The organism is Brevundimonas sp. (assembly GCF_041648055.1).
Classification (GTDB): Bacteria; Pseudomonadota; Alphaproteobacteria; order Caulobacterales; family Caulobacteraceae; genus Brevundimonas.
Genome location: NZ_JBAZPS010000001.1, coordinates 942,310 through 965,595 on the forward strand (window position 1 = coordinate 942,310; position 23,286 = coordinate 965,595).

The 23,286-nt window shown below is 66.8% G+C and carries 18 protein-coding genes; 8 read left to right on the forward strand and 10 right to left on the reverse strand.

What is annotated here, in order from left to right; translation table 11 throughout:
• Positions 1–50: 50 nt before the first annotated feature.
• The 5 genes from WC585_RS04705 to WC585_RS04725 all read right to left on the reverse strand — a co-directional run bounded on the left by WC585_RS04705 (position 51) and on the right by WC585_RS04725 (position 9,402).
• Positions 51–3,056, reverse strand: coding sequence for a 2-oxoglutarate dehydrogenase E1 component (locus WC585_RS04705; protein WP_373256397.1), 3,006 nt, complete (start codon positions 3,054–3,056; stop codon positions 51–53).
• Between the two features lie 187 nt (positions 3,057–3,243).
• Entirely contained in the window at positions 3,244–4,146 is a 903-nt protein-coding gene (sucD, locus tag WC585_RS04710; protein ID WP_373256398.1) for a succinate--CoA ligase subunit alpha, read from the reverse strand.
• Between the two features lie 59 nt (positions 4,147–4,205).
• The gene (sucC, locus tag WC585_RS04715) at positions 4,206–5,396 is read right to left on the reverse strand and encodes an ADP-forming succinate--CoA ligase subunit beta (protein WP_373256399.1); all 1,191 of its coding nucleotides are present in this window, start codon (positions 5,394–5,396) and stop codon (positions 4,206–4,208) included.
• 78 nt (positions 5,397–5,474) lie between these two features.
• Positions 5,475–7,013: a spinster family MFS transporter gene (locus WC585_RS04720; RefSeq protein WP_373256400.1), complete on the reverse strand. Its 1,539-nt coding sequence runs from the start codon at positions 7,011–7,013 to the stop codon at positions 5,475–5,477.
• Between the two features lie 118 nt (positions 7,014–7,131).
• Positions 7,132–9,402: a TonB-dependent receptor gene (locus WC585_RS04725; RefSeq protein ID WP_373256401.1), complete on the reverse strand. Its 2,271-nt coding sequence runs from the start codon at positions 9,400–9,402 to the stop codon at positions 7,132–7,134.
• Between the two features lie 179 nt (positions 9,403–9,581).
• On the opposite strand from WC585_RS04725, the gene WC585_RS04730 reads away from it, so the two are divergent.
• Complete coding sequence (locus WC585_RS04730) at positions 9,582–10,328, forward strand: TetR/AcrR family transcriptional regulator (protein WP_373256402.1); 747 nt, start codon at positions 9,582–9,584, stop codon at positions 10,326–10,328.
• Here the strand turns inward: WC585_RS04730 and WC585_RS04735 are convergent.
• Complete coding sequence (locus tag WC585_RS04735) at positions 10,315–10,731, reverse strand: DUF2141 domain-containing protein (RefSeq protein ID WP_373256403.1); 417 nt, start codon at positions 10,729–10,731, stop codon at positions 10,315–10,317. The genes WC585_RS04730 and WC585_RS04735 overlap by 14 nt on opposite strands.
• Before the next feature lie 56 nt (positions 10,732–10,787).
• Here WC585_RS04735 and WC585_RS04740 point away from each other — a divergent pair, with 56 nt between their 5' ends.
• Positions 10,788–11,558, forward strand: a complete 771-nt coding sequence (locus WC585_RS04740) for a LytTR family DNA-binding domain-containing protein (RefSeq protein ID WP_373256404.1) — start codon at positions 10,788–10,790, stop codon at positions 11,556–11,558.
• Here the strand turns inward: WC585_RS04740 and WC585_RS04745 are convergent.
• The 3 genes from WC585_RS04745 to WC585_RS04755 all read right to left on the reverse strand — a co-directional run bounded on the left by WC585_RS04745 (position 11,555) and on the right by WC585_RS04755 (position 14,987).
• Entirely contained in the window at positions 11,555–13,033 is a 1,479-nt protein-coding gene (locus WC585_RS04745; RefSeq protein WP_373256405.1) for a carotenoid oxygenase family protein, read from the reverse strand. The genes WC585_RS04740 and WC585_RS04745 overlap by 4 nt on opposite strands.
• Before the next feature lie 91 nt (positions 13,034–13,124).
• Positions 13,125–13,547 carry a DUF2141 domain-containing protein gene (locus WC585_RS04750; protein ID WP_373256406.1) on the reverse strand — a complete coding sequence of 141 codons (423 nt, stop codon included), beginning with the start codon at positions 13,545–13,547 and terminating at the stop codon, positions 13,125–13,127.
• Positions 13,548–13,709: 162 nt separating this feature from the next.
• A complete protein-coding gene (locus WC585_RS04755; protein ID WP_373256797.1) occupies positions 13,710–14,987 on the reverse strand; it encodes a YihY/virulence factor BrkB family protein in 1,278 nt (425 codons plus the stop codon).
• Positions 14,988–15,070: 83 nt separating this feature from the next.
• On the opposite strand from WC585_RS04755, the gene prmC reads away from it, so the two are divergent.
• The 6 genes from prmC to WC585_RS04785 all read left to right on the forward strand — a co-directional run bounded on the left by prmC (position 15,071) and on the right by WC585_RS04785 (position 21,415).
• A complete protein-coding gene (gene prmC, locus WC585_RS04760; protein WP_373256407.1) occupies positions 15,071–15,964 on the forward strand; it encodes a peptide chain release factor N(5)-glutamine methyltransferase in 894 nt (297 codons plus the stop codon).
• Positions 15,965–16,276: 312 nt separating this feature from the next.
• Positions 16,277–17,284, forward strand: coding sequence for a DUF4167 domain-containing protein (locus tag WC585_RS04765; RefSeq protein ID WP_373256408.1), 1,008 nt, complete (start codon positions 16,277–16,279; stop codon positions 17,282–17,284).
• Between the two features lie 79 nt (positions 17,285–17,363).
• Positions 17,364–18,722 (forward strand): ATP-binding protein, encoded by a 1,359-nt coding sequence (locus WC585_RS04770; RefSeq protein ID WP_373256409.1) that lies wholly within the window; start codon positions 17,364–17,366, stop codon positions 18,720–18,722.
• Between the two features lie 47 nt (positions 18,723–18,769).
• Entirely contained in the window at positions 18,770–19,432 is a 663-nt protein-coding gene (locus WC585_RS04775; protein WP_373256410.1) for a DUF4893 domain-containing protein, read from the forward strand.
• A 5-nt stretch (positions 19,433–19,437) separates the two neighbouring features.
• Entirely contained in the window at positions 19,438–20,619 is a 1,182-nt protein-coding gene (locus WC585_RS04780; protein WP_373256411.1) for an FAD-dependent oxidoreductase, read from the forward strand.
• 52 nt (positions 20,620–20,671) lie between these two features.
• Positions 20,672–21,415 (forward strand): DUF4893 domain-containing protein, encoded by a 744-nt coding sequence (locus WC585_RS04785; protein WP_373256412.1) that lies wholly within the window; start codon positions 20,672–20,674, stop codon positions 21,413–21,415.
• A gap of 3 nt (positions 21,416–21,418) precedes the next feature.
• On the opposite strand, the gene WC585_RS04790 is transcribed toward WC585_RS04785, so the two are convergent.
• On the reverse strand, positions 21,419–23,107 hold the full coding sequence (locus WC585_RS04790; RefSeq protein ID WP_373256413.1) for a serine hydrolase: 1,689 nt from the start codon (positions 23,105–23,107) through the stop codon (positions 21,419–21,421).
• Positions 23,108–23,286: the final 179 nt, after the last annotated feature.

The window sequence follows — 23,286 nt, forward strand, 5'->3', positions numbered from 1 at the left end:
GTCCAGGCTTTCGGTAAGGGCGTCAGGTCAGTGTGGCAGGCGAAACGGTGTCAGGCGAGGGCTTCGGTGGTGAAGGCCTCGAGTTCCTTCAGGTGGCGGCTCATCAGACCCGCCGCCGTCGAGGCCGAGGCCGGGCGGCCGACATAGCGGGCGCGCTTGGCCTTTATGTCGAGCTTGTCCAGCGTCAGTTCAAGCCACGGATCGACGAAGGTCCAGCCGCCCATGTTCTTGGGCTCTTCCTGGCACCAGACCAACTCCGCCTTGGGGAAGCGCGCCAGTTCGGTCATCAGCGACTTCATTGGCCAGGGATAGAACTGCTCCAGACGGAGGAAGTAGACATCGTCCACGCCCGCCTTCTCGCGGGCATCCAGCAGGTCGTAATAGACCTTGCCCGAACACAGGACGACGCGGCGGATGTCCTTGTCGGCCCTGATCTTGATGCCCGAAACTTCGGGCCGTGTCTGGGCGTCGTCGTGCAGCACCCGGTGGAAGGACGACCCTTCCGCCATGTCGGCCAGGGTCGAGACGGCCTTCTTGTGACGCAGCAGGCTCTTGGGCGTCATGATGATCAGCGGCTTGCGGAACGGCCGGTGCATCTGGCGACGCAGGATGTGGAAATAGTTGGCCGGGGTCGTGCAGTTGGCGACCTGCATATTGTCCTCGGCACAGGCCTGCAGGAACCGCTCCAGACGCGCCGACGAATGCTCCGGCCCCTGCCCCTCATAGCCGTGCGGCAGCAGCATGGTCAGGCCGCACATGCGCAGCCATTTGCGTTCGCCCGAGCTGATGAACTGGTCGATCACGACCTGGGCCCCGTTCACGAAGTCGCCGAACTGGGCCTCCCACATGACCAGGGTGTTGGGGTCGCTCAGCGCATAGCCGTATTCGAAGCCCAGCACCGCCTCTTCGGACAGGGCGGAATCGATGACCTCGAACTGGGACTGGCCGTCACCCAGATTGTTCAGCGGCACATAGCGGGCCTCGGTCGTCTGATCGACGATGCCGGAGTGACGCTGGCTGAAGGTGCCGCGCACCGAGTCCTGACCCGACAGACGGACCGGGAAGCCCTCGGTCAGCAGCGAGCCGAAGGCCAGGCTCTCGGCCGTCGCCCAGTCGATGTTCTGGCCCGTCGTGATCATTTCGCGGCGGCCGTCGATGACGCGCTTCAGCGTCTTGTGGATGTCGACCTGGTTCGGAATGGTCGTCAGCCGGTGGCCGATGTCTTCCAGCCTGGCACGGGGCACGGCGGTCTCTCCGCGACGCTCGTCACCCTCGGGCAGGCCGACGCCCTTCCACTGGCCGTCCATCCAGTCGGCCTTCTTGGCCTCGAAACTCTTGCCCGCATCGAACTCGGCATCCAGGAAGGCCTCGAAACGGGTGACCTCGGCCTCGACCTCGGCCTGGGTGATCACTCCCTCCTCGACCAGACGCTTCGAATAGATTTCGCGCGTCGAGGGCAGGGCTCGGATCTTCGAATACATGAGCGGCTGGGTGAAGGTCGGATCGTCGCCCTCGTTGTGACCGAAGCGGCGGTAGCAGAACATGTCCACCACCACATCCTTGTGGAATTTCTGGCGGTACTCGGTGGCCACCTTGGCGGCGAAGACGACCGCTTCGGGATCGTCGCCGTTGACGTGGAAGATCGGTGCCTGAACCATCAGGGCCACGTCGGACGGATAGGGCGAGCTGCGCGAATTGCGCGGGCTAGTGGTGAAACCGATCTGGTTGTTGATGACGAAATGCATCGTCCCGCCGGTGCGGTAACCCTTCAGCCCCATCAGGGCGAAGCATTCGGCCACGACGCCCTGACCGGCGAAGGCCGCGTCGCCGTGGATCAGCAGGGGCATGACCTTGCTGCGGTCCAGCGCCCACTGCTCTTCGGGGATGCCGACATTGGCCTCGCGGATATCGAACGCCTGTTTGGCGCGCGCCTTGCCCAGCACGACGGGATTGACGATTTCCAGGTGCGACGGGTTGGCGGTCAGCGACAGGTGGACCTTGTTGCCGTCGAACTCGCGGTCCGACGACGCGCCCATATGGTACTTGACGTCGCCCGAGCCCTCGATGTCGCTGGGCACGGTCGAGCCGCCCTGGAACTCGTGGAAGATGGCGCGGTAAGGCTTGCCCATCACCGCCGCCAGGGTGTTCAGACGACCGCGGTGGGCCATGCCAATCACGATCTCGTCGACGCCCAGGGCCCCGCCGCGCTTGATCATCTGCTCCAGCGCGGGCACCGCCGCCTCGCCGCCGTCCAGACCGAACCGCTTGGTGCCGGGGAAGCGCTTGTGCAGGAACCGCTCGAAGCCCTCGGCCTCGATCAGCTTGTTCAGGATGGCCAGCTTGCCCTCCCTGGTGAAGGCGTTTTCGGCGAACTTGTCCGGGCCCTCGAACCGTTGCTGCAGCCAGGATTTCTCCTCCGGCTCGGCGATATGCATGAACTGGATGCCGATATTGCCGCAGTAGGTGCGCTTCAGGATCTCCAGCACTTCGCGGATGGTCCCGGTCTGCAGGCCCAGCACGCCGTCCAGATAGATGGGCCGGTCCAGATCGGCCCCGCTGAAGCCATAGAATTCCGGCGTCAGCTCAGGGTTTTGCACCGCCTGTTCGATCCCCAGCGGGTCCAGATTGGCCTGCAGATGCCCGCGCACGCGATAGCTGCGGATCAGCATCAGGGCGCGGATGGAATCGTGGGCGGCGGCGCGCACGGCCTCGGCAGAGATGTCGGCGGGCGCAGCGGCTGCGGGCGCGGCAGCAACTGGCGCGGCACCGGGCTTCTTCGGATCGGGCTTGGGTGCGGGCCAACGCCCGTCGAACACCGCTTCGGCCTCCGTCGGCTCGGACGTCACCGGACGACCCCAGCCGCCGGCTGCGCCAGAGGCCTTCACCGTCTCGGCATTGTCACGCAATTGGTCGAAGAAGGTGCGCCATTCGGCGGAGACGGAGCCCGGATCGGCGGCCCACTGCGCGTGCAGGTCCTCGATGAAGGCGGCATTGGAGCCATAAAGGAAACTGGTCTCGGCAAAGACCTGATTCAGTCGGCCGGCATCGTCCGCCATGTTCGTCTCGTCGTCCCTTCGGGCCCCACGGTCACAACCGCGTGAAGCCAGCGCAATGCATATAGGCGCTGTTTCCTGACGGGTCATGACCGAATGGGGGCAAACCGGCATGAATTTGGTCGCAGCCCCAAAGAAAAACGCCCCCGACCTTGGTCGGGGGCGCCCTCAGATGGACCGGACGGGCCGTTTAGCCCTTCAGCACTTCCACCAGGGTCTTGCCCAGGCGCGCGGGCGACGGCGACACGCGGATGCCCGCCGCCTCCATGGCCGCGATCTTGGATTCGGCATCGCCCTTGCCGCCCGAGACGATGGCACCGGCGTGACCCATGGTGCGACCGGCCGGGGCCGTGCGTCCCGCGATGAAGCCGGCCATGGGCTTGGAGCGGCCCTTCCTGGCTTCGTCGATCAGGAACTGGGCGGCGTCTTCCTCGGCCCCGCCACCGATCTCGCCGATCATGATGATGGAGTGGGTCTCCGGGTCGGCCAGGAACAGTTCCAGCACATCGATGAACTCCGTGCCCTTGACCGGGTCGCCGCCGATGCCGACCGCCGTGGTCTGGCCCAGGCCCTCATTGGTGGTCTGGAACACCGCCTCATAGGTCAGGGTGCCCGAACGCGAGACGATGCCGACATTGCCCTTGGAGAAGATGCTGCCCGGCATGATGCCGATCTTGCACTCGTTGGGCGTCAGGATGCCGGGGCAGTTGGGGCCCAGCAGGCGCGATTTGGAGTTTTCCAGACGGCGCTTGACCTTGACCATGTCCATCACCGGAATGCCCTCGGTGATGCAGGTGATGAAGGGGATCTCGGCCTCGATGGCCTCGATGATCGCATCGGCCGCGCCCGACGGCGGCACATAGATGACCGAGGCGTCGGCACCCGTCGCCGCCTTGGCGTCCGCGACCGAGGCATAGATCGGCAGGGTCTCGCCGTGGCTGCCGGTCCAGGTCTGGCCGCCCTTGGTCGGGTGCACGCCACCGACCATCTGGGTGCCGTGATAGGCCAGCGCCTGTTCGGTATGGAAACCACCCGTCTTGCCGGTCAGGCCCTGGACGATGATCTTGGTGTTCTTGTCGACGAGAATGGACATGGGTCTATCGATCTCTGGAATGTGTCAGTCAGCAGGGCGGTGGCGGTGAGGCTGATGCCTCAGCCGACCGCCGCGACGATTTTCTGGGCGGCGTCGTCGAGGTCGTCGGCCGACGTAATGGCCAGGCCGCTCTCGTTCAGGATCTTCTTGCCCAGTTCGACATTGGTGCCTTCCAGGCGGACGACCAGCGGCACCTTCAGGCCCACTTCCTTCACGGCCGCGACCACGCCCTCGGCGATGACGTCGCACTTCATGATGCCGCCGAAGATGTTGACCAGGATGCCCTGGACGTTCGGGTCGGCGGTGATGATCTTGAAGGCCGCCGCGACCTTCTCCTTGCCGGCGCCACCGCCGACGTCACAGAAGTTGGCGGGTTCCTTGCCGTACAGCTTGATGATGTCCATCGTCGCCATGGCCAGGCCGGCGCCGTTGACCATGCAGCCGATGTTGCCGTCCAGGGCGACGTAGGCCAGGTCCCACTCGGACGCCTCGATCTCCTTGGCGTCTTCCTCGGTCTCGTCGCGCAGGGCCTTGATGTCCTCGTGGCGGAACAGGGCGTTGCCGTCGAAGCTGACCTTGGCGTCCAGCACGCGCAGGTGGCCGTCCTTCATGACGATCAGTGGATTGACTTCGAGCATGGCCATGTCGGTCTCGACGAAGGCCTTGTACAGGATGGGGAACAGGCTCTTGCCGTCCTCGGCCGCATCGCCGGTCAAGCCATAGGCGGCGTTGATGGTGGCGACGTCTGCGTCGGTTACGCCGGTCGAGGGGTCGATGACCACGGTCTGGATCTTCTCGGGCGTGTCATGGGCGACGGCCTCGATGTCCATGCCGCCCTCGGTCGACACGACGAAGGCGACCCGGCCATGCTCGCGGTCGACCAGCAGCGAGCAGTACAGCTCGCGCTCGATGTCGGCCCCGTCCTCGATGTACAGGCGGTTGACCTGCTTGCCGGCATCGCCGGTCTGGGCCGTGACCAGGGTGTTGCCCAGCATTTCCCGGGCATGGGACACAGCTTCCTCGACCGAGAAGGCAAGGCGCACGCCACCCTTGGCATCCGGGCCCAGTTCCTTGAACTTGCCCTTGCCGCGCCCGCCGGCGTGGATCTGCGACTTCACGACATAGAGCGGGCCGGGCAGGGACTTCGCTGCCGCCTCGACCTCGTCGACCGAGGTGACGGCCACGCCCGCCGCAACCGGCGCGCCAAAGCCCTTGAGAACCTGCTTGGCCTGATATTCGTGAATGTTCATGGAGGAGCCGTCCCTGGGGAAAAAGGTCGCCGTGCTTATAGGCGGCGACCGTTCGCAGGTGCAACCGTCCCCGCGACCTTAGTCGACCCAGTCCTTCTTCAGGGTGCGCGACGCCCCGATCAGCAGGATCGACGCCAGCACATAGAAACCCATGCCGGTATAGATGGCCCAGCGCAGGCTTTCGTCCCCGAAGCGGGGGGCCAGCAGGTCGCTCATCCAGCCGAAGTAGAAGAAGCCGACGGCGATCCCCAGCAGATTGTTCATCAGCAGGAACAGGGCCGAGGCCGTTGTGCGCATGGCCGGCGGCACCAGATGCTGGACCGCCGCCGTGATCGGCCCCAGCCAGGATAGGTTCAGCCCCGTCGGGATCAGGAAGATCAGGAAGGCCATGGTCAGACCCCAGGCCTTGTCCGCGCCCGGCATGATCTGTTCGATCACCCAGGCCGAGTTCATGGCCAGGATGAAGCACGGGGCCGAGATCAGGAAGGCGATGGCGGGCACCAGCGGATAGGCCCCCTTGCCGCGCTTGGCCAGCTTGTCGGCGATCATGCCGCCGCCCCAGATGCCCGCGATGCCGCCGATCAGGGCGATGCCGGAATAGTACCAGGACACCTCCGTCAGGGTCATGTCGAAGCTGCGGATGAAGAACAGCGGCAGCCAGCCGGCGATGCCATAACCGCAAACCGAGGATGATGCGGCACCCAGCGCCAGCAGCCAGAAGCTCTTCTTGGGCACGACGACCGAGGCGGTCGCCCGCGCGATGAACAGGGAGATGCCGATCACTCCGGCCAGCAGGGCGCCGAACCCGGCGGTCAACCCGGCGGATACAGCCCCGGCCGTGATGGCCTGGACCAGGCCGGTGGTGGCGGCGATGGCGGCCACGACCATCATGACGATGGCGGTGATGGCCCCGACGCGCGAGGTGCCGTGCATGACGCCGGGGCGAACCTGGGCGACCGGCGGCGGGGGTGCGATGCGGGCCGCATCCTGGCCCCCGCGCGGCGGATCCTTGACCGTCAGGCGCAGCAGGGGCGCGACCAGCAGACCCAGCAGGCCCACCACGATAAAGGCCGTCTGCCAGCCATAGGCCACGGCCAGCAGACCGCCGACCAGCGTCCCCGCCGCCGTCCCCAGAGGAATACCGAAGGCGAAGGCCGCAAGGGCCCGCGCCCTCTGATGCGGCGGGAAATAGTCGGCGACCAGCGAATAGGCCGGAGCCACGCCCCCCGCCTCGCCCACACCCACACCCATACGGAACAGGAACAACTGGCCGAACGACCCGGCCACGCCGCACAGGGCGGTGAAGCCGCTCCAGACCGCCAGGGCCCCGGTCATGATCCACACCCGGCTGTAGCGATCGGCCAGCCACGCCAACGGAATGGCCAGGGTCGAATAGACCGAGGCGAAGGCGATGCCGCCAAGCAGGCCGAACTGGCTGTCCGACATATTGAAGTGCGCCTTCAGCGGCGCGGCCAGAATGCCGATGATCTGGCGATCCACGAAGTTCAGCATGTAGACCAGGATCAGGATCGCCAGCACATAGAAGCGATAGCCGCTCGAGGGCACCGGCACCTCTGGCGTCTCGGGCTGTGCTGCGGCGACGTCCGTGGTGCTCATGGCGTGTCCCTCGATGTTTTCTTGTCTTTGAACGAACCGTAGCGGCACCGTTGGCCACCGCAACGAAAAAGGGCGGCGGCCCTTGCGAACCGCCGCCCTGATCGAAAACCTCGGTCGCCTAGTAGCGGGCCGACAGCTTGATCATGAAGGTCTGGGGCGCACCGTAGTAGGCGGTGCGGATGTTGCCGACCGAGGAGAACTCCTGGGCGTCTGTCCGATAGACCTCGTTCAGGATGTTCTGGCCATACACGCCGACGGTGTAGCGACCCGAGACATCGGTCCAGGCCACGCGGGCATCGAACAGCCAGTAGTCGTCCTGGAACATGCCGGGCAGTTCGGCCGCGCTGTTGACCGGCGTGTTGTCGACGGCCAGGGCCATGCGGCTGCGGTACTTGGCGACCGCGCCGAAGGTCACGTCGCCCCCGCCGTTTGGCACATCGGCGACATACTGGATGCCGTACCGGGCGGTGACGCGGGGCGAGAAGGCCGGTTCCTGGAAGGCGCGGCTGCCGCCAAAGGCCGTGAAGCGGGCATCGGCGAACTCGCCATATTCGGCGTCCAGAAGACCGATCTGGGTGTCGATCGTCAGGTTCGGGGTGATGGCAAAGGTGCCCTCGACCTCAAGTCCCGAGATTTCCAGATTACCGGCGTTGATCACGCTCAGCACGGGCGCTGGCAGATTGGTGATCGGATCGACATCCAGACCGGACACACGCGCCTGGAAGTCTTCGTACTCCGTGGTGAAGGCCGCTACATTCAGGCGTAGCCGGTTGTCATAGCCGGTGGCCTTGAAGCCGATCTCGAAGCTCTCTGCAGTTTCCGGCGCATAGAGCGTCGCTTCGGCAGCCGAGTTGGCCCGGCCATTGTAGCCGCCCGACTTGAAGCCCTGCGAGAAGCGGCCGTACAGCATGACGTCGTCCGTCAACTGATAGTCCACCGAGGCCATGAACGACGTGTCGTCGAAGCTGGCGACCGGAGGGGCAAACGGGAAGGTCGCATTGAAGGCCGGCAGGGCGCTGAAGAAGGTCGAGGTCGTACGACGGTAGTCCTTCTCCTCCTCGGTGTAGCGAACGCCACCCGAAATGCGCAGGGCATCGGTCAGGGCATAGGTCACATTGCCGTAGGCGGCCTTGGACGTCGTCTCCAGCGTGTCATCGACGGTGCGCAGGAAACCGGAGTTGAGGAACAGCGGGCCCAGCAGGTCGTCGGCATAGGCCTCCTGATGCGAATCGATGTTCTCGCGCAGGTAATACAGGCCGCCGACGGCCGTCAGCGGACCGGAATCGTAGGTCAGTTGCAGTTCCTGGCTGAACTGGTCCTGATCGACGGCGACCAGCGCGCTGGAAACTTCGCGCGGAGTGGCGTCGAAGTCGATGTAGTCGTCGGTGTTCAGGCGGCGATAGGCGGTGATCGACTTCAGGCTCAGGGCATCGCTGATGTCATAACCGACGTTCAGCGCCACGCCGCGCGATTCCAGACGGGTCTCGTTGGGCAGGCCGGGATCGACCTCGGTTTCGAAGTTATAGCCCGGCAGCGGGGTCGGTACGGCCACGATCACCTGCCCGCTGGACCCGACCAGGGTGTTGGTGTTCTGACCGACCGTCAGGCCGGCGTCGTCATGTGAATAGTCGGCGGTCAGATCGACCCGCAGGTTCGACATCGGGTCCCAGGCCAGCGTAGCACGGACGGCCTGGGTGTTCTTGTCGTTGTATTCCGCGCCCGTGACCGGGTTGGTGACATAGCCGCCACGCTCGGAATGCAGAGCCGACAGGCCAAAGGCCAGGGTGTCGCTGACAGGGCCGGAGACCGCACCCTGGATGTCGATCATGTCGTAGCTGCCGTAGGCGACCGAACCGCGCGCACGCAGCTCCTGCCCTGGACGGCGCGACACCAGACGCAGCGCGCCGCCGATGGTGTTCTTGCCGTACAGCGTGCCCTGGGGTCCGCGCAGGACCTCGATCCGCTCCAGGTCCAGCAGATCGAACTGGCTCCCCCGGATGCGGCTGTAATAGACGTCGTCGACATAGACGCCGACGGCCGGGTCGAAGGTCTGCAGCGCGTCGGGCTGACCGATGCCGCGGATGTAGATATTGGTGGCGTTCGACGAGCCGCGTCCCTGCACCAGGTTCAGGTTGGGCACCGAACCCTGCAGGTCCGTGACCTGGGTTGCGCCTGTGCGCTCCAGGGTTTCGCCCGAGAAGGCCGAGACGGCCAGCGGGGTGCGTTGCAGCGACTCACTGGTCCGGCGTGCCGTGACGACGATGTCTTCCAGACCCGTCACGTCTTCCTGAGGCGCAGTGGCGACAGGAGCGGTCTGGGCCATAGCCAGGCCGGACATCACGCTCCAGGCGGCGCCGGTGAGCAATGCGGTCTTTACGTAGCGATTCATGTTTAGCCCCAATCCTGATGTTTCGACCCGGACGCCTGTTTTATTCAGCGTTCAATGATTTTCCGCGAACGTAACCGCTTTCAGCCTGCTGTCAAACGGCGACGCTTGCGTAAGGACACGGGGCGATCGACCTGTGGCGCCGTTGCCATGACCCGCGAATGCGGCCTAAGCCTTGGCGCATGACCCGTATCGTAGCCGCCCCGGATGCCGAGACTGCGCCTGCGCCCAAGCCTGTGCCCGTGGTCGTGCCCGCCCGGCGCGGCCGTCCGCGAAAGACGGCGGTGCCGGGGGTGGCCGATACGCGTGACCTGATCCTGGATGCGGCCGAAGACCTGTTTTCCAAACACGGCTTCTACGGGGTCACCATCCGCGAAGTGGCGCGCGAGGCGGGCGTCGATACGGCCCTGATACACTATTATTTCGCGGCCAAACGCGGCCTGTTCGACGCGGTCTTTCTGCGGAGGGCAGAGGTCTGGAACAACGAGCGGGTGGACGCCATCAACCGCTACGCCGCCGACCATGCCGGGGCGATGACACTGGAGGGACTGCTGGAGGCCTTCCTGCGCCCGCCGTTCCAGTGGTCCCTGAAGGGCGGGCCGGGCTGGAAACATTATTCGGCACTGGTGGCCCAGACCAATGCCAATCCGGCATTCGGCGGCGAGACCATGGCCCGCTATTTCGATCCGGCCATCCATCGACTGATCGAACTGATCAAACAGGTTCTACCGGGCGCGAGAGAGGTCGACCTCTATTGGGCCTGGCACAATCTGTCGGGGGCGCTGACCCTGACCCTGGGCGAGACCGGGCGTCTGGACAGGCTGTCCGGGGGGCTGTGCCGCTCAGGCGACCTCGAGACGGCATCCGACTATATGGTGCGCTTCGCCGCAGCAGGCTTCCGCGCAGTCTGCGGGCCTAGCGAAGGGTAATGGCCTGACGCGTGCCTGTGGCCGGCAGATCGAAGGCAGCGGCCTCGAACGACGGCGGCCCGAACCGGCCCCTGGCATTGCGCGAAAACCCGTAAGCTTCCTTGGGCAGGCCGATCGGCCAGGTCGACAGCCGCCCGTTGCCGTCGGTGTCGTGGAACACGGCCACCACATAGCGCCCCGGCTCAAGGTCCGTCAGGGTCGTGGTCGTCACCGGTCCGGTCCTGTCGACCATGGCCGTCCGCACCGCCCCGGCGTTACGCCTCAGGCTCTCGGCGTCGCGATAGACGGCAATAGCGATTCGCCCACCTGACGCCTCGGTCGTCAGCGACAGGGTCAGATCCCCGGCCAGAGCCGGGCTGGCGCTCAGCAGCGCGGCGGCCACGGCCATCGATAGCGTCTTCATCCGGGCTCCGTTTCGTGGTCTCAAAGGGCGAACGATACTTCGGGGGCATTTATCGCATGAGCGCGACGCCGACGACGCACGATGTCGTGCGCATCGCCATCGACCGTAGTTTTCTGCGTGGTATCGGCGTCGCCCTGGCGGTCGGCCTGATGCTGGCCCTCACCAGCGCCTTTGGCATGAGCGGCCTGTCATTGACGGCACGGCTGGCCTACTGGCTGCCGCTGATGCTGGCCGGGGCAATCTGGGGCGAGGTCTGCTCCCGGCTGGTGGATCGCTGGATCGACATGGACCGTCGGCCCTGGCTGTCGGTGGTCGCCTTGACCGTTGTCATGTCAGGCCCCCTGTCCGTCCTGGTCTGGGCCGTGACCCGCAGCGTGTTCAACGGCGGCACAGGGGGCCTGCTGGACTACCTCGGGCCGGTCGTCATCGTGACCACGGCGGTCAGCACGCTGAATGTCTTCCTCTCGCGCAAGCCGGTCCAGACCCATGCGGCCCCGGTCGATGGCTCGGCCCCTGCCCGCTTCATTGACCGCCTGCCGATGAAGCTGAAGGGCGCGACCATCCGGGCGGTGGAATCCGAGGACCACTACCTGCGCATCCATACTGACAGGGGCTCGGACCTTATCCTGATGCGGCTGTCCGATGCCCTGATCGAGCTGGAGGGTCTGGAGGGGGCCCAGACGCATCGCGGCTGGTGGGTCGCACGCGACGCCGTGCGCGGGGTCAGCCGCGGCGACGGCCGCGCGACACTCACGCTGGAGGGCGACATCCAGGCCCCGGTCAGCCGCCGCTACGCCAGGGCCCTGCGCGAGGCTGGCTGGTACTAGGCCCAGCATCCGTGGAAGCCGGCGGGCAGGGCCACGTCTGCCCGCCATGTGCAGACCGGCCCGTCCGAGACATGCGCCGCCTCGAACACATGCAGTTCGGTCACCCCGCGACGCAGATTGATCGACGGCGCGACCAGCCAGGCCTCGCCCTCGCCTGACCGCCCCGGTTGGGGTACGAAGACCGCCTCCTCCATGATCTGGCCGTCACCGAACTCGAACGCATCCGATCGCCCGGTCTGCCAGTCGTGTACGGCCAGTCCGGTGGGCAGGGGGCGCCTGCCGCGTTCGCCCGCCACATGGACGGTCAGCCGACGCTCCAGTCCGGCCCGGCGCGGATCGCCCTTGGGGAATTCCGCTGTCACGCCCGACTTGACCATCTCGGCCCGGCCGTCGGTGTGCAGGGTGATGAGCGACAGCTGTGCCGGCTCGCCCGGCACGGTGCCGCGCCCCTCGATCAGTACCCGCGCGCCCTCGACCGCAAAGGCCACATCCTTGCCCGCCGCCAGGTCGAACTGGATGGCTCCGTCCGCACGCTCCCAGGCATCGCCCAGATGAAAGAAGCTGAAGGTCGGCAGCTCATAGATGCGGCGGCGGTTCAGATCGGCCTTGTCCACCACCATGACTTGGGTGCCCATGTCGGCGTGCCAGGCGAACTGGCTGGCATAGGGCATGCCCGAATGATCGAAGACCCAGGGCTGCATGACGATAATCAGGTGCCGTTCCGTGGCGGTGAAGTCGTGCATATAGCTGGCGCGCGGTAGCTGGATCACCTGGGCGTCCCTCAGGCTGCGATCGGCGTTCAGATGCCAGACCACGGCCTTGTCGCCGTTCATGCCGATGTTCCAGATGGTGCCGTCGGGCGCATAGCGGGGGTGGGCTTGGAACGGCATGCCCTTCAGATCATCCCTCAGGGCCACGAAGCCCTCCGTCGACAGATCCGACCCCGACATTTCCAGCGGCGAGCCCCCTTCCCACAGGGCCCAGACCTTGTCGCCCGCCGTCATCACGGCCGTATTGGCGGCATTGCCGTCATCATTGGAACCGAGCCGGGCCCGGCTGTCTCCGACTGTGCCGAAGCCCGGGGTGACCACGGCGTCGATCTCGGTTTCATACCGGCGCTTGGGCGTATCGGCGAACCGGGCCTGCAGCGTCGCCCGCCCGCCGTCGGTGCGGAAGGCGCGCATCAGTCCGTCGCCGTCGAACCAGTGCGTCGCGCTGCCGCCCGCCCTGCGGAACTTGCCCGGCCCGTTGCGGAACAGGGTGCCCGCCAGTCCGGCCGGGGCCCGACCGCGCACCAGTTGCAGGGCGCGCGGCGCGACATCCGCTTCCAGGTCCGCCGTGGCAAGGGCCCAGTCGGCGCTTCCCGCCTCGGCGCTGGCCTGCATTGCCGCCATCGCCCGTACCGTCTCCGGCGTGACCACGGCGGCCGACAGGGCGGCGGCTCCCATCATGAATGAGCGACGAGAAGCGAGCATGGCGGACCTCGGGGGATCGTATCTGTTGTCAGGAAGAAGGGGGAATGGCCTCAAGCAGGGAGCCGCCGCGCGGCGACCGTTAGGCCCCACATCAGCGAACGCTGATCGTCTGAGCTGTGGCTCCACTCACGGCGAAGTGCGCACGATCCCATCCGGCTGGGCCCATGTTGCCGCGGGCGTTGTTGGAAAAGGCATAGGGCTCGACCGGCATGCCGAAGGGGTTGGTGTCCATCCGGCCATTGCCGTTGACGTCATGGAACGCCTTCACCGCATAGTCGCCGGCGGGCAGGTTCTCGAACACGGCCACGACGGGACCCGACGCCGACAGGGCGGTGGCGGCCACGGGAGCACCGCTGGAATAGGTGGCTTCGGAGTTGAAAACCGAGATCATCACCGTGCCCGTGGTCGCTCCGGTTTCGAACGTCAGGGTCAGGGTGTCACCCGCCGGTTCTGCCGAGGCGGCGCTGGCTCCCAGCATCAGGGCGAAGGCGGTGGTTGCGGCGAAACGGATCATGGCGGGCGTCCTGTCGATGAGAGACCCGACCACCGGGCCTTTCGATGCCCAGACCGTGCCGCCGTACGTCAGTCTGCGCCACGCCGTTTGCGGCCTTGCCCGCCGCTCGTTCGCCAATGAACACGGGTGTTCGTTCACGAAACGCGAACGGACAGCCTGCCGTCAGCGTTCGTCCTGATCTACGCCCGTATCGCGCCGGACCTTCCGTCTCAGAACCCTGTCGGCCAGCGCTTCGGCATGCTTCAGCGTAAAGGCGAGCGCCGCCGGATTGCCGCGCCGCGGCCCGACGGAATCGGCCATGACCGCCCCCCGGTCGCCCAGAGGCGCAGGCGCGCCCGTCGTCGTGTCCAGCGCCGTCTGATGCTCGATCTCGGCGTTCAGCTTGGCCCCCATCAGGATGATCTGCACGGACAGCCAGGTCCACAGCAGGAAGCCCATGATGGCCGCCAGTGGGCCATAGGAATCGGTGCGTACGAAGTTGGTCAGGTACCAGCTGAACACGAACGACAGCAGCACGCTGACCACCGCCGCGAAAACGGCTCCCGGGGTCAGCCAGCGCCACCGGGCCCGCGCCCGGCATGGACCCGTCCGATAGATCAGGGTCAGGGCCGCCGCATAGCCGACGAACAGCAGCGGCCATCTCAGTGGGGCCAGATAGGCCCACTCGTCCTGTAGTCCGAACAGGGCCAGAAAGATCGGCACCCCCACCACCAGACCCGCGCTGATCATGACGGCCAGCAGGCCGGACACGGTGAAGGCCATGCACAGCAGGTTGTAGGTGACGATGTTGCGCTTCTCGACCTCGTGATAGGCCAGGTTCAGCCCGTAGAAGAGCGTCTTGATCCCGTTGTTGGCGATCCACAGCGACAGGGCCAGGGTCCACACCAGGGTGAAGGTCAGCTGGCTGTTGGAGTTGCCCGCCAGCCGCGCCATCTCGTCCCCCAGGAACTGCACCACATTGCCGGGCAGGAAGGCATAGAGAAAACTCAGCCGGCCCCAGGCATCCGCCGGATCGGCGAACAGCCCGTAGATGGTGACGAAGGCCGCCAGCGTCGGAAACAGCGACAGCAGGATGAAGAAGGTCACTCCCCCGGCGACGAAGCCGACGCGGTCGCCGAAATAGCCCATGGCCACGCGCCAGGTGATGTCGATCCAGCCCTTGCGCGGTATGTGATGTGGGTGTTCGGCCAGCCGCCCCCGACCCGGTTCCTTGGCATCGAAGTCATGCGGCTGCGGCGGGGCGGGTGGCAGGACTTCAGGCCGTGCCGGGCGAAGCTCCACACCGAACTTGTGCCCGCGCGTATAGAGCAGATGCGCCGCCCCGGCCCCCGCCGCCAGACCTCCGGCGACCGACGCCAGCAGGCCCCAGGCCCCCAGACCCTGTCCCGGGCCGGTCCCGTCGTCGGGATGGGCGTTCGATCGGTTCGGCTTTCTGGTCATCTCGCGCACAACGAACCATCCTTCAGGCGCGTTCCTGCACCCTGCGCTTGATATTCCCTCAAACCCGCGCCAAGGCCAGCGTCATGACCGATACATCCGCTTCTCCCACACTGGTCACCGCCTGGAAGGCCGCGACGGCGCGGCTGAAGGCCGGCCGGATCGACAGCCCCTCCATCGACGCCCGCCTGTTGCTGGAGGTCGCCACCGGCGCGGGCCGCGCCGACATCCTGACCGACCCCTATCGCGCCCTGACGCCGGATCAGCAGGCGACGCTGGACGGCTATGTCGAGCGCCGACTGAAACGCGAGCCCGTGTCGCGCATCCTGGGCAAGAAGGGCTTCTGGAAGATCATGCTGAACGTCACCCCCGACGTCCTCAGCCCGCGCCCGGACACCGAGGCCATCCTGGATGTGGTCATGCTGGCGTTTGCGCCGCATCAGGCCTTCACCATGATCGACCTGGGCACCGGCTCGGGGGCCATCCTTCTGGCCACCCTGGCCGAGCGGGCGGGCGCGCGCGGCGTGGGCACCGACATCTCGTTCGAGGCTTTGGCCGTGGCGAGAGACAATGCCGCCAGCCTGGATCTGGACGGTCGCTGCGACTTCCTGCGCACCGAATGGGCGGCGGGAATGGCGGACCACAGCTTCGATCTGGTCGTCTCCAACCCGCCCTACATCCCGTCGGACGACATCGACGGACTGGACCCCGAGGTCCGCGATCACGATCCACGCCTGGCCCTGGACGGCGGCCCCGACGGGCTTCAGGCCTACCGGGACCTGGCCCCCGAAATCCTGCGCATCCTCAAGCCCGGCGGCATCTTCGCGGTCGAGATCGGCTGGGACCAGGGCCCGCAGGTCAAGGCCCTGTTCGAGGCGCAAGGGTTCACCGACGTTATCGTGGTCAAGGACCTGTCCGATCGCGACCGTGTCGTCACCAATGGCCCCGACCCCCGGACCAATCCCATTCCGAAGATGTAGCTTCGGTCGCAAGGTCCGCCTACGATTAGCCCTTGGAAACGCCACGATCCCGCGCTACATCATCCTTGTCTCCCACCCAAAACGCACGCCTTGGACCGCTTCTGGCCCAGTCTCGCGCGTCCGGGCATGTGAAGGTCGGGCCGGTCGCCCGGCGCACCACAGGGCGGCAACGGATTTCCGATCACATCGTCAGCGGGGATTGGCCTCGCACGAAACGGAAGACGACCCCGGACGGCGACAGGCTGCATCATCTTGCAGGCCCGCCCTCCCTCACGAAAAGCACGGTAAGCTCCGATGAGAGATTTCAAGGGCATGAAGCGTCAACGCGGACGCAACAGAAAGCCCGGCCAGGGCGGCGGCAACAACCACGCCAACGCCACCAACCCCAACCGGTCCTGGGACTCGCAAGGGCCCGAGAACATCAAGGTCCGGGGCAACGCCCAGACCGTCTATGAACGCTATATGCAGCTGGCGCGCGATGCGTCGGCCGGCGGCGACCGCGTTCTGGCCGAGAACTACACCCAGCACGCCGAACACTATTTCCGCGTCCTGCGCGCGCTTCAGCCCTCGCGTCCCGTCTCCGAGATCGCCCAGCGCGAACTGGCCGGCCAGGGCTTCGACATCGACTTCGAAGACGAAACAGGGGCCCAGGCCGCCGCCATCATGGCCGCCGAGAAGGCCGAGGCCGACCGTGTCGCCGCCGCCGAGGCTCGCCAGCGCGAACAGGAAGAGCGCCAGGCCGAGCGTCAGGCTCAGGGCGGCGACCAGCCCCGCCGGGAATGGCGCGACCGTCCCGAGCGCAATGATCGCGAACGCGATCGCGCCGAGCGTACCGACGACCGTGAACCGCGCGAGCCCCGGAATGACGGCGAAGGCCAGGCCAATGCCTCTGGCGAGCCACGTGAAGGCGGACGCCGCGAAACCCGCCGCGAACGCTGGGAGCGTCGCCGCGCCGAGAATGGTGGCCGCCGCTTCGAGAATGATGGCGAAGGCGACGAAGGCGAAACCTCGTCGTCCGAAGCCGCCGCCAGCGAAACCAGCGAGTCCGCTTCGGCTCCGGTGCAGGAAGCTTCCGGCGTCAAGGAGCGCCCCGTCCGCGAGCGCCGTCCGCGCCGCGACGCCCCGCGTGCCCGCGAAGATGACGCCGATGAGGCCCCGTCCGCCCTGCCAGGTTTTCTGACACGCCCGACGTCTGCCCCGGTCGCTGCGGCCCCCGTTGTCGCTCCTGCCGAGGCCGGTGAAGACGCCGTCACCGAGGCTCCGGCACCCAAGCGCCGCGCCCCGCGTCGCAAGGTCGAGGCCGCGCCCGCCGAGGACTGACCACCACCTCAGGTCGCATTTTCATCATCGCTCAATCTATTCGCGCCAGAGTTGTCAGGCGTGGATGGAGACGCGTGCGATGGAAATGGTTCTGTTCCTGACGGCAATCCTGCTCACCGGCTTGCTGGGCGCGGTTCGGCTGGCGATGCGGGCCAGAGCCGAGGCCGTTCGGCTCCGCGCCATCAATAACGCTCTCGAATCCCGCGTTGCCGAACGCACCCGCTGCCTGCGCCAGGCGCTCGACGCCGCGGGAGAACAGGCGCAGGCATTGGCAAGCGCCAACCAGGCTCGCGCCGACTTCCTGTCGGGCATGAACCACGCCCTGCGCACCCCACTCCACGCCGTCATCGGCTTTGCCGACCTGCTGACCCGGAATGCCGACCAGGAGCCTCTGACCCGCAAACAGGGTCGCGCCGTTTCCGAAATCCGCGTCGCCGGATCTCGCCTGCTCGGCCTGATCGATCGCATTCTGGATTTCTCGGACATCGAAGCCGGGGCTGTGGCCCTGTCGATGCAGAGGGTCGATCCCCTGCTGATCGTGCGCCAGGCGGTCGAGGCCATGCGGGCCGAGGCCGAAGCCCTTGGCGTGACCCTGCAAGCGCCTGCCGCCAGTCCTGGCTATGCCGTCGCCGCCGACCCGGACCGGCTGCGTCAAATCCTGCTCAACCTGCTGTCCAACGCGGTGCGCCACAATCTGCGTGGCGGGACGGTCCTGATCGAGGTGCACCAGGTCGGCGACCGGATCACGATGACTGTTCACGACAATGGGCCGGGGATCGCACCGGAAAGACTGGAAAGCCTGTTCCAGCCCTTCTGTCGGCTGTCGCCCCGGGAAAATCGGCCTGACGCGGACGGCCAGATGGTGCTGGGCGTCGGCCTGGCCGTCGCGCGGCGTCTGGCCCAGGCCATGGGCGGCACCCTGACCGCAGCCAGCACGCCGGGCGAAGGGGCCAGTTTCACACTAGAGCTCGCCGTCGCCCTGGCATCCGCCAACCCGATCGAGGCCGAAACGGAAGACACCGCCTCCGGGGCGGAACTGTCAGACATGACCATCCTCTACATCGAGGACAATGCCGCCAACATCACCCTCATGCGGCACGTCATGGGAGCACTGGGCCCGGCGCTGCACATTGCGGAAACCGGCACGCAGGGCCTGGATCTGGCCCGCGATCTGCGGCCGGACATCATCCTGCTGGATATCCACCTGCCCGACTTCGATGGCTTCGAGGTCAAGGCCCGGCTCGCGGCGGACCCCTTGACCCAGGACCTTCCCGTGGTCGCCCTGACCGCAGGGTCCAGCCCCACCGATGCCCGGCGCGGGTGTGATGAAGGCTTTGCCGCCTGGCTGACAAAGCCATTGGACATCGCCCTTCTGGCCAGCACCCTGCAGCAGGTTGCCGCATCAAGCCCGCCCCCGGCGCGACGTCGCGCGGCTTGACCTTCACGGCCTGGGATGGCCCTTAGGGGTCTGGTCCAGGAGTGCCCATGCCGCATCTGTTTCGATCCAGCCTTGTGCTCGCCGTCGCCGCCACAGCCCTGGCCGCCTGCGCCACCCCGGCGCCGCCGGTGCCGCCCGTCCCGCCCCTGCCCGGCCAGACCGCCGAGACGACCCTGCGGGACTGGCGCGGCATCGTCACCCGCGCGGACCGCGACCGCTTCGACCGTCGAGATGCCGCCTGGCGCGACGCCCTGCGCCAGGCACGCAGCCTGGCCGGCTCCGGCGACCTGGCCTCCACCGGAGCCCTGATCGATCCCGATGCCGGCATCGATGGGGTCACCCCGCGCGTCGGCGACTATCGCTGCCGCACCGTCAAACTGGGTTCGCAGGGTGACGACGAGGGTCTGGGCTATGTCGTCTACGGCTGGTTCGCCTGCCGGATCGAGGAGACCCCGACCGGCCTGAAGTTCATCAAGCGCACGGGCTCCCAGCGCCCCTCCGGCCTGTTGTTCCCCGAGAACGACGGTCAGATGGTCTTTCTCGGCTCCATGGCCCTGGGCAATGAGCCTGCCGCCAATTCCTACGGACGACAGCCCGACCGCGACATGATCGCCGTCCTGGAGCGGATCGGCTCTGCCCGCTGGCGCCTGGTCATCCCCTGGCCAACCGCAGAGTCCAGGCTGGACCTGATCGAGCTGGTTCCCGCCTGAAGACCGTGCAGCACATCGCGGTCGTCGGGGCCGGCCCCTCCGGCCTGGCCTTCGCCCTCATGCAGGCGCGCGAAGGGCGGCGGGTTACCCTGTTCGAACGGTTCGAGGCGGCGGGGCCCGTCGGCGCGGGCTTCATGCTGCAACCCACGGGTCTGGGGGACATGGACGACCTGGGTCTGACGCCGGACGTCACGCGACTGGCGCAACCCATCGACCACATCTTCGGCCGGGAGGCGCGTCGCGGCCGGGTGGTTCTGGACGTCCGTTACAGCGACCTTCATCGCCCGCGTCAGGCCCTGGGCGTCCACCGCGCCGCCCTGTTTCACGTCCTGCATGAGGGAGTGGTGAAGGCCGGTGTCGAGATCGTCACCGGGCGTGAAATGATCGCAGCCCATGCCGGCCGACTGACCGACGGGGCGGGGCGTCAGACCCCTGCCTTCGATCTGATCGTGGACGCCTCCGGAGCCCGTTCGCGCATCGCCGCCGACTATGGCGCGCGGCCTCGCCCCCTCGCCTTCGGGGCCCTGTGGGGGACGGTGCCCTGGCCCGGCGCACCGTTCGACGAAACAGCGCTGCAACAGGTCTATCGCGGCGCGTCGAAGATGATCGGTGTGCTGCCCGTCGGCCGCCATCCGGGTTCGGACGATCGCCTGGCCACCTTCTTCTGGAGCCTGAAAACCCGGGACCATGCCGCCTGGCGCACGGCCGGTCTGGAGCGCTGGAAGGACGAGGTGCGCGGCCTCTGGCCCGACACCGCCCCGATCCTCGACGGCATCCACGACCCCGATCAGATGACCCTGGCCCGCTATGGGCACCACACTCTGTGGCGGCCCTTCTCTGACCGTCTGGCCATCATCGGGGACGCGGCCCATTCGACCAGTCCGCAACTGGGTCAGGGCGTCAACATGGGGCTGCTGGATGCCCAGGCCCTGACCACAGCCCTGCGGACCCGCGAGGACCTCTCATCGGCGCTTACTACCTATGCCCGCAGCCGCCGCCTTCATCTCAGCCTTTATCAGGCCCTCAGCATCGGGTTCACGCCGTTCTATCAGGCTAATGGTCGTCTCAGGCCCTGGATCCGCGACCACATTCTGGGCCATGTCGCCCGACTGCCGCTGGCTCCGAGGTTGCTGGCCGCCACGGTTTCGGGGCTTCTGCTGGACCCACGGTCGCGGAACCGGGACTGAACCGCAGGCCATTCCGGTCGTTGATCACGGCGAACAGTCCGGAGCTTGCCTGATGCGTACCGTCCTCGCCGCCGCCTCGACCGCCCTTCTCCTCGCCGCCTGCGGCCAGGGGAATGCCCCGTCGCAAAACGCGGCGAGCTCCGGCGACCAGGCCGACACGGTTACGCAACCGGACACCGGCACTCCGGCCGCGTCGACGCCTCCCGCCCCGTTGCCCACGACCGACCCCGCCTCGAGCCCGGGCGAACAGGGCGGTACAGACGACTGGCGGCAGGTCGTGACCGCCGCCGACGCTTCCAGCCTGTCACGGCTGGATCAGGCCTGGCGGATGGCGCGCGCCGAGGCCGACGACAAGGGGTTCGCCGATGATGTCACGGCCCTGGGGCCGCTGGTCGACCCCAATGCGGGCCAAGCGGGCCGCCTCCAGCCCGCACCGGGCACCTATCGCTGCCGCACCATAAAAATGGGCACGAAGACCGAAGTCGGCCTGGCCTTCAATGCCTATCCCTTCTTTCAGTGTTCGATCGAGCTGACCCCCGGTGGCGACCTGATCCTGACCAAGAGCACGGGGTCCCAGCGCACGCGCGGCCTGCTTTATCCGGACACGGATCGTCGCCTGGTCTTCATCGGGGCCCAGGCCTGGGGCATGGATGAAACCGGCTTTCCTCGCTACGGCCAGATGCCGGAACGCGATCAGGTCGGCGCGTTCGAACGTATCGGCCCCAACCGCTGGCGTCTGGTCATCCCCTGGCCGCGCGTGGAATCAAAGCTGGAAATTCTCGAACTGGTGCGCTGACCGTCAGACCTTCGTCAGCCGCAGGTCGTGATAGTCATAGCTGAAGTCCGCGTCCGGACTGACGGCCTTCATCGTGGCCGAGACGGGCGCACCGTTCTCGATCTCGAAGGTGATGAAGGCGTCCTCCTCGCGCTTGTCGGGGAAACGGGTGCGCAGGGTGTCGCCGTCATACGCCTCCAGCGCTCCATTTAGCGCCGGTGTGCGCGAGAACTTGAGCCCCAGTTGCTTGAACGCCGTCCGACCGCGCGGACCACGCACCATGGCCGAGCTGAGGGTGATCTCGATATCGCCATACCAAGGATCGCGCCATGTCCCGACGTAGGCCTCCAGCGGCAGTGACGGCGGTGCCCCCGCCGCCTGTTTGGCATCGATCTCGGTGGCGGCGGCGATGGACTTGACGTCCCCCTCGGCGCGCAGGCGGGCGCTGTCGGCGATCCAGTCGAAGGCGGTGAAAGCCCGGTCCTGACCCAGGATGATGTCGATGATGCCGCTGCGCAGAGCCCGCAGCAGGTAGCTCTCCTCCGCATTGGTGAAGTAGGAAAAGCCCGTCTTGCGCCCGGGCAGCAGGACGGTGCCGGAGATATAGCCGGGCGCACCCCCGCCGTGGGTGATCATCCGCTCGCCGCGATAATCCATCACCTGCCAGCCCATGGCATAAGTGGCCGCGATCGCCCGTCCCGGCATGTCAGGCGTCGGCCCGCCCGAGTTGGAGATGATGATGTTGGGCTTCCACATCTCGTCGGCCCGCGCCTCGGCATACAGGCGCGTGCCGTCGGGCAGGAGGCCCTTGTTCAGCTGCACGGCAATCCACTTCGCCCAGTCCACGGGGTTGGTGACGAAGCCACCGGCTGCCCCGGCCGAGGTCCAGTTCCACACCTCCTGGATCGACTGGCCGATGACCTGGGTCTCGCCCTGATAACGCAGCGGTGGCCCGATCCGGCCGTGCGGCAGGGCCGAGACCGAAGGGTCCGCGCCCGCCATCACAGGCAGGGTCTCGGTCATGCCCAGACGGTCCAGGATGCGTGTCTGGACGAAATCCTCCCACGCCATGCCCGATGCCGCCGCGACGACCTCGCCCGCCACCACAAACATCAGGTTGCAGTAGTTGTAGCCGGCGCGGAACGCCCCCTCGATGGGCACATGCGGCACCGCCGCCATGATCTCGGCCCGCGTCCGATCGCTGTTGGGCCAGAACAGCAGGTCCCCGGCCCCCAGGCCGAACCCGATCCGGTGACTGACCAGATCGCGCACCGTCACCAGATCGTTCAGCTCGGGTTTCGACAGGGAGAAACCGGGCAGGTAGGTCCGCACCGGCTCGTCCCATTTCACCTTGCCCTCGTCGATCAGGATGGCCAGGGCCGCACAGGTCACCGCCTTGGTATTGGAGGCGATGGCAAAGCGGGTGTGCTCGTCGATGGGCGTCGCATCGCCCTGGCGGCGGACGCCATAGCCCCGGGTCAGGGCTGCCTGTCCGTCTGCAACCAGCGCCACCGATACCGCAGGCTGGTCCGGGAATGCGGCCATCGCCCGCTTCACGAACCCATCCACCTGATCTGCCAGCGACGCCCCGTCATTGGCTGCGGTCTGAGCCCACGCCCTTGCCGGCAACATCGCCGCACTGGCCGCGCCCATGCTGGTGAACAGGGCGGTGCGGCGGGTGGGGCGGACGGGACGGACGGGACGGACAGGCATCGGGCAACTCCGGCTTCACGAAGGTCCAGACCTATCGTGCCGCAACCCTCAGCGCCAGTTCCCGTCCAGATCTTGAAGGTATCAGGGATATCGAAGTGTTCGAAAGTATAGATGACCGATCTGTAATGTTCGGCCCGTGCGCTATCTCGCCTTGATCATGACACCGAAGTAACTCGCAA

Excerpts from the sequence above, each read along its gene's own strand:
- WC585_RS04705 (WP_373256397.1), bottom strand. The coding sequence starts at position 3,056 with ATGGCGGACGATGCCGGCCGACTGAATCAGGTCTTTGCCGAGACCAGT.
- sucD (WP_373256398.1), bottom strand. The coding sequence starts at position 4,146 with ATGTCCATTCTCGTCGACAAGAACACCAAGATCATCGTCCAGGGCCTG.
- sucC (WP_373256399.1), bottom strand. The coding sequence starts at position 5,396 with ATGAACATTCACGAATATCAGGCCAAGCAGGTTCTCAAGGGCTTTGGC.
- WC585_RS04720 (WP_373256400.1), bottom strand. The coding sequence starts at position 7,013 with ATGAGCACCACGGACGTCGCCGCAGCACAGCCCGAGACGCCAGAGGTG.
- WC585_RS04725 (WP_373256401.1), bottom strand. The coding sequence starts at position 9,402 with ATGAATCGCTACGTAAAGACCGCATTGCTCACCGGCGCCGCCTGGAGC.
- WC585_RS04730 (WP_373256402.1), top strand. The coding sequence starts at position 9,582 with ATGACCCGTATCGTAGCCGCCCCGGATGCCGAGACTGCGCCTGCGCCC.
- WC585_RS04735 (WP_373256403.1), bottom strand. The coding sequence starts at position 10,731 with ATGAAGACGCTATCGATGGCCGTGGCCGCCGCGCTGCTGAGCGCCAGC.
- WC585_RS04740 (WP_373256404.1), top strand. The coding sequence starts at position 10,788 with ATGAGCGCGACGCCGACGACGCACGATGTCGTGCGCATCGCCATCGAC.
- WC585_RS04745 (WP_373256405.1), bottom strand. The coding sequence starts at position 13,033 with ATGCTCGCTTCTCGTCGCTCATTCATGATGGGAGCCGCCGCCCTGTCG.
- WC585_RS04750 (WP_373256406.1), bottom strand. The coding sequence starts at position 13,547 with ATGATCCGTTTCGCCGCAACCACCGCCTTCGCCCTGATGCTGGGAGCC.
- WC585_RS04755 (WP_373256797.1), bottom strand. The coding sequence starts at position 14,987 with ATGACCAGAAAGCCGAACCGATCGAACGCCCATCCCGACGACGGGACC.
- prmC (WP_373256407.1), top strand. The coding sequence starts at position 15,071 with ATGACCGATACATCCGCTTCTCCCACACTGGTCACCGCCTGGAAGGCC.
- WC585_RS04765 (WP_373256408.1), top strand. The coding sequence starts at position 16,277 with ATGAAGCGTCAACGCGGACGCAACAGAAAGCCCGGCCAGGGCGGCGGC.
- WC585_RS04770 (WP_373256409.1), top strand. The coding sequence starts at position 17,364 with ATGGAAATGGTTCTGTTCCTGACGGCAATCCTGCTCACCGGCTTGCTG.
- WC585_RS04775 (WP_373256410.1), top strand. The coding sequence starts at position 18,770 with ATGCCGCATCTGTTTCGATCCAGCCTTGTGCTCGCCGTCGCCGCCACA.
- WC585_RS04785 (WP_373256412.1), top strand. The coding sequence starts at position 20,672 with ATGCGTACCGTCCTCGCCGCCGCCTCGACCGCCCTTCTCCTCGCCGCC.
- WC585_RS04790 (WP_373256413.1), bottom strand. The coding sequence starts at position 23,107 with ATGCCTGTCCGTCCCGTCCGTCCCGTCCGCCCCACCCGCCGCACCGCC.